Annotated in this window: 7 protein-coding genes; 4 read left to right on the top strand and 3 right to left on the bottom strand. The window is 62.6% G+C overall.

What is annotated here, in order from left to right:
* Positions 1-529: methyl-accepting chemotaxis protein (locus tag FV242_RS32390; protein WP_246692990.1), on the top strand; the 529-nt coding region annotated here is incomplete at its 5' end.
* Here the strand turns inward: FV242_RS32390 and FV242_RS32385 are convergent.
* Complete coding sequence (locus FV242_RS32385; RefSeq protein ID WP_147941800.1) at positions 526-861, bottom strand: hypothetical protein; 336 nt, start codon at positions 859-861, stop codon at positions 526-528. The genes FV242_RS32390 and FV242_RS32385 overlap by 4 nt on opposite strands.
* A gap of 154 nt (positions 862-1015) precedes the next feature.
* Positions 1016-1777 (bottom strand): hypothetical protein, encoded by a 762-nt coding sequence (locus FV242_RS32380; protein ID WP_147941799.1) that lies wholly within the window; start codon positions 1775-1777, stop codon positions 1016-1018.
* Between the two features lie 683 nt (positions 1778-2460).
* On the opposite strand from FV242_RS32380, the gene FV242_RS32375 reads away from it, so the two are divergent.
* The 3 genes from FV242_RS32375 (at position 2461) to FV242_RS32365 (ending at position 4967) form a co-directional block, all read left to right on the top strand.
* Positions 2461-3960, top strand: coding sequence for a DUF2252 domain-containing protein (locus FV242_RS32375; protein WP_147910495.1), 1500 nt, complete (start codon positions 2461-2463; stop codon positions 3958-3960).
* A gap of 63 nt (positions 3961-4023) precedes the next feature.
* On the top strand, positions 4024-4299 hold the full coding sequence (locus FV242_RS32370; protein ID WP_147910487.1) for an HU family DNA-binding protein: 276 nt from the start codon (positions 4024-4026) through the stop codon (positions 4297-4299).
* Between the two features lie 413 nt (positions 4300-4712).
* Positions 4713-4967, top strand: coding sequence for a hypothetical protein (locus FV242_RS32365; RefSeq protein WP_147911021.1), 255 nt, complete (start codon positions 4713-4715; stop codon positions 4965-4967).
* Between the two features lie 528 nt (positions 4968-5495).
* Here the strand turns inward: FV242_RS32365 and FV242_RS36225 are convergent.
* Positions 5496-5627, bottom strand: a complete 132-nt coding sequence (locus FV242_RS36225; protein ID WP_281407132.1) for a hypothetical protein — start codon at positions 5625-5627, stop codon at positions 5496-5498.
* Between the last annotated feature and the right edge of the window lie 165 nt (positions 5628-5792).

Genomic DNA, 5792 nt, shown 5'->3' with positions numbered 1-5792 from the left:
GAAGACCCAGACGATCGGCGACATCATCGAGACGGTCAACGACATCTCGGAGCGCACGCACCTGCTGGCGCTGAACGCTGCGATCGAGGCGGCGGCGGCCGGCGAGAGCGGGCGCAGCTTCGCCGTGATGGCCTCCGAGATGAAGCTGCTGGCCGACCAGGCCAAGGCGGCCACCGGTCAGGTCCGAGGGATCCTGGGCGAGATCCACCGGGGCATCAACACGTCGGTGATGCTCACCGAGGAGGCGGTCAAGCGCGCGGCGGCCGGCAAGACGCGCTCGGACACGACCCAGCGGACGATCGAGGAGATCACCGCCAAGGTTGAGGAGGGCGCGCAAGTCTTCCAGCAGATCGTGACCTCGACCAATCAGCAGCAGCTCGGGATCGAGCAGGTGATGCAGGCCCTGCACGGCATCCGGCAAGCGAGCCAGCAGACGGCGGCAGGCACCCGTCAAGTCGAAACCGCCTCGGCCAATATCACCCAGTTGGCCCAATCCCTCATGGCGCTGGCCGAACGATACCGGCACTAACCGCTCGATTGTGCAGTTTCCGCCATGAGGAGCTGCGCCCGAGCGATGAACAGGTCGATCTGCACGACGCCGTGATTGATCGCTACGACGAGGCCCGCGTTCGCGGTATCGATTTGGACGTCGCCAGCTGGCTCCCGTGCGCGGAGATCCGCGAACAATGCCGTCATCTGATCCCGATGTCCTCTCAAGTTGATCAGGATCACCTGGGTCCTCGCTGCTTGCAGGCTCGCCGCCTGACCTCGGGCAAGCAACTCTACCGCGGTGACATCTACGCGCGCGAGGGCGGAGTTCTCCTCACTTCGCGGACGCAGCGGGATGATCGTTTCGGTCACGATTTTAGCCTGCCCAGCTTCGAGCATTGTAGGTGTGACGCAAGCCCATTGCCTTGATACGAACGGTCCATGGTCAATGACAGACTCCATCAACAGGGCTTGATCCTTAGCTGTGCCTGAAAGTGTGTTCGTCATATCGACCGGTCGCAGACTCTCACCGCATGGCTCGGCCCGCGCTACGACCCGCGAGAATTCTCGTCCGGCCTGATCGGTCGAGGTCGCCAGCCGCTTGTCGGCAGCCCTTCTTCGGTTCCGTGTCCACAACCTGCCTCTGTGGATCCCCTATATCCGTGGGGCGCATGCTTTTGCACCCTATGCTGCCGAGCAGCGCCGGGGCCGCGGACCGCCCTCCCCGCCTGAGCCACTGTAGCCACTCTCGACTGATGATCCGGACCACGTTCGACTCGTTCTTTCGCCCCTGGTGACGGCGCTCCTGGATGGTTAGAAGCCCATCGCCCTCGGCCAATCGGATCGCGGCTTGAGCAAGTCGTCGGCAGACACCTGCCCGAGCCGCGATGGCGTCGATGCACAGCCCGCAGGCTCCGCCCCGGGCCATCTCGTCTCCGACGATCCTCAAGACCGCGAGTTGCCCGGTGGTGAACCGGCTGGCGAGTGCGGGCGGCATCGGTCCCGAGCAGGCCAGACGGCGGCGACGCTCAATGGCTATGGATCGCTCAGGAGCCCGCTGGAGGCGCTTGGCCGGAAACAGTGTCACATGGCCGAGCGGAATGCCGACTGGCGCCACGGCCTCCCGTATCGCATTCCTGCGGGCATGCAGCGTCTCGGCCAAGCCTTGGGCTTCGGCGTCGGCGACGGTCTCGGTGGCGTGGGCCTGCCAGATCTTGCGCGACAGGTCGTCGAGTTGCGCCAGCGTACGCGCGCCCTCGATCGCCGACCGCATGGTGGCGTGAAACATCGAACCCGGTCCCTCACGGGCCGCGGCTAGGGTCCAGGCAAAGCCTTCCCGTTGACGGAAACAGGTTCCGTCTTGACACCCCGGGGGGTCTCATGGCTTGTGGGGAACTGTCGAGCGGCCCCACCAGGCCCCAGGTTTTTCAGCAGCCTCTTCCTTGCCGGGAAGGGGCTGTTGGCTTTTCAGGGTCTATCTCGCGGCTATGGTCTCCTGAATTGCCGGCTCTCGACTCGCCGAGGCGGGCCCGGCCGGAACGGTCCATGTCGACCGGCGGGCACGGTTAAGTCAACGTTGGGACCCGAGTCGGCGGCTGGCGCATTCCCGGTGGTGCACACAGGGCTCCATTGAGCATGATCGCGCCAACCCCATCGGATATCGGTCGCACGGTCGCATACCGTGACAACCCGAACACGAACCCCGAGCGAGGTATCGTGACGTCCTTCGACAGGTTCTTCGTGTTCGTCCGCTATGGCGCCGACCTCCACAGCCGGGCGACCAAGGCCAGTCACCTCGAATGGGCTGGCTCCGCCTTATCAAACCGCTCGCGTGGCTGATCGGAAAACGAATTAAGGTTCTGGGCCTGCCACCGCGGGCGGCCAACGGTGCGCGATTAAGCCCACGTTCGCTTGAAGCGTTTATTCCGTGATCAGGCCGTTAGCATGGCTTGGAACGGACAGGCGGTGTCGATGGAACGGTCAGCTCATCTCTCGGACGTTCCGTCATCGGGAGAGGACGGGCCGGACGCGGTGGTCATAGCTGCAGAAGAAGCAGTCCTTGAGCCACTGGCCGACTTCCCCCGCATCGACCTACGCACAGGCGTAGAGCCATGGGACAAGCGTCGTGCCGCGGGAAAGACCCTCCGGCTTGAATTGCCGCATGCCACTCACGCTGCGCTGAAGGTCGGTACCGATCGCCCTGACCCGGTAGCGCTGATCGAGAAGGCTCACGAAGACCGGCAGTCGCACCTGATACCCCTGCGCGTCGCCCGCATGGCATCCTCGTCGTTCGCGTTCCTACGTGGTGCGGCTCAGGTTATGGCATGGGATCTCGCTCAGGGTCCGCGTGGTGCGATCCAGGTAGTAATGAACGGCGATGCGCACATCTCAAACTTCGGGCTGTTCGGCTCGCCACAGGGCGACATCGTGCTCGATCTCAACGACTTTGACGAAGTTACGGTCGGGCCATGGGAGTGGGACCTGAAGCGGCTCTGCGCCAGCATCGACGTCGCTGCGCGAGACGCTGGCGCAGCCGTGCGTGAGCGTCGCCAGGCGGTGTTGAGCGCTGTCTCAGGCTATCAGCACACGATGGACGATCTGGCTCCCCGTGGATCCCTCGACGTATGGCAGCGGGCAGCCCGAGCCGACGACCTTGAGTTCACCGGCATCGAAATCGACACGCATTCTCAAGCTGTCGTGCGCAAAGCCGTGGAGAAGGCACGCCGCAAAAACAATAAGAACCTGCTCGATCGCGTTGGGGAGCGACGGACCGATGGCGGTTGGCGCTTCCGCGAGGAGCCACCAATCCTCGTCCGGGTCGACGAAGCGACCCGTCAGGGTGTTACTTCAGGTCTGGAACACTACGCTGAGACCCTGCCGCGCGAGCGCCGGTTCATGCTTAGTCGGTATCACGTCGTGGATGTGGCTCACCGCGTGGTTGGTGTTGGCAGCGTCGGGACACGGGCCTACGTCGCGCTGCTGTGCGGCAACTCGGACCAGGACGTTCTTTTTCTGCAGGTGAAAGAAGCGGTTCGTCCAGCCCATGCCCCGTACCTGCGCGGTATGCCGGAGCCTTATGCCAGTCACGAGGGCGAGCGCGTCATCTACGGTCAGCGCCTGCTTCAGGCCGTGGGCGATCCGCTACTCGGCTGGACCACCATCGACGGCCGTCCGTTCTACGTCCGGCAGATGAAAAATATGAAGGGTGAGATCCCGGTGGCCCGCATGGTTGGGCAATCGCTCGCCTTCTTCACTCATGCCTATGGAGCGCTGCTCGCTAAGGCGCATGCTCGAACGGGCGATGCCGCGGCGATCGCCGGGTACTGCGGCCATGATGGGCGTGCCGACCTGCGCGAAGCTCTCGCGGACTGGGCACACGCTTACGGCGATCAGAACGAGGCGGATTATCAGGCATTCCGGACTGCCATCGCCTCCAGCCGGCTTCATGCCGCCGCGGATCCACATCTATAGTGTGGTGTGTGCGACGCCTGTCAGGTCGACACATACGTCGCAGCGAAGCCTCTGTGTATAGGCATGATCCGATCTGAGCTCATCGCCTGCGTCGCGGAGCAGAACCCACACCTCTACGAAAAGAAGATTGAAGCGGTCGTCTTGACGATCCTCCGGGCGATGCCAGACGCTTTGGCTCGTGGAAACCACGTCGAACTGCGCGGCTTCGGCATGTTCGAGGTCCGGGAGCGGGACGCGCGTACTGGGCGGAACCCGCGAACCGGCCAGACGGTAGCTATCGAGGCTAGAAGTGCCATCTATTTCAAGCCTGGCAAAGGGATGCAGGCGCGGCTCGATTAGAGCAAGGTCAGCAGTGAAGAACTGGCGGGAACTCTGTCAGCATCTTGAGCATCAGGAAAGGTCTCAATCGGCTCGCCAAGATTGGGGCCAAGCTGCCCAATCTAATTAGGGTTCACGATTGGGTTCTCGTCCTTGCTTCGCATTCTCTGAGAAGCGTGATGCATACAGAGGACGCCCCTCAGCCCGGTTCGCCTCCATGCGTTCGCGCAACAGGACAGCGCGCCGGGCGATCGCCTCCGCGTCACACGTTCGGCACGGACCGCCACGGCCAGCGGCGAGGCACTTGTCGGGATGTTGGCAGGATCGGCGCGGCACAAAGCCGGTTATTGGCACCTGACTCGATCGCTGTCACGATCAAGCGGTTACAATCTGATGACCTAGTTCTGTCGAGCTTGCTGGCGTATCAGCCCGGCATGTCCAAGCGGTTAAAGCAGTTGCCTCAGGATCGAGGCACCATCCTGTTCGACATCGTGTTCGAGGATGGCTCCCGGGCATCGAACCGGCGCGTGCCGATGGAGATCCTCGGCGGTCTCGACGGCGATCAGCCGGCCCGCGAACTCATTGAGCAACAGGAGGCGCAGATCGCCGAAAAGGCAGGTCGTCCTCCGCGGGGGATCCAGAGCCTGACACGAACGGCCAAGCCGGAGTCGAAGCCCGTTCGGGAGTAGAGCGTGTCACCGGGCTTCAGCGCGCTCGATATTCGCCCCTACGCCGCAGCGCAACATTTTCTGAAACAGATTTCACGTAATTATTTTTGCTGTCCCTGAAACCTATCGGAGTTCTATTCCGTCAAGGCCGCAACAGGGGGGTGCTGCGAGGCTCTTGGAGCATCTAATGCGCACTTTAATACTAATCTCGATTGCTTTTATCGGCTTTGTATCGCCGGCATTTGCGCAGCATACACAACCTCGAGGGGATGCATCCGCAAACAAGGGTGACATAACGAGCGATGAGAAGGCGCTTGAGGTCAAGCAGCTTATTGCGAAAGCCCAGGAACGCCAAAAGTCGGTCGATAAGCATAACTCAGGACTTTGGGATCGCTGGATCTACGCTGTTTGTTTGGGCTGCGGTTGGGCGCCGAAAAACGTCCGGATCATGCACACCAACCCCTCTCGCGTCCTAATCGGCATACCGGCAGCTGAGGATGATGCTCGGGAGCGAAGAGGCGCCGACCTGGGCACCTGACAGCGACAGCATCAGCGCACACGTGCGAAGTTGAGCAGGGCCACGCCAGCAGCGGCGATGACGTTCCCGTGGCCGCGCCAAGGTAGGATCTGAGCCTCGGGCTTCGGCTCGGCCTCTACCTCCGGCAGAAGGCTCTCAGACACTTCGGCCTCGCAGTCCTGACCCTAACCGCGCATTTAGAGTATTCATCCGGCGTGGGCCGCGGGGGTCCTATTTCGGGTCTGACTCACTTTCGGTGCAGGGGAGTTGATGGATCTCGGCTTCGGTCGTCGGAGATCCTGCCATGCCTCGCAGCCTGCATCCCAACT

It is taken from the genome of Methylobacterium sp. WL64, assembly GCF_008039945.1.
Classification (GTDB): Bacteria; Pseudomonadota; Alphaproteobacteria; order Rhizobiales; family Beijerinckiaceae; genus Methylobacterium.
This window is presented reverse-complemented; position numbering and strand designations above follow the sequence as displayed.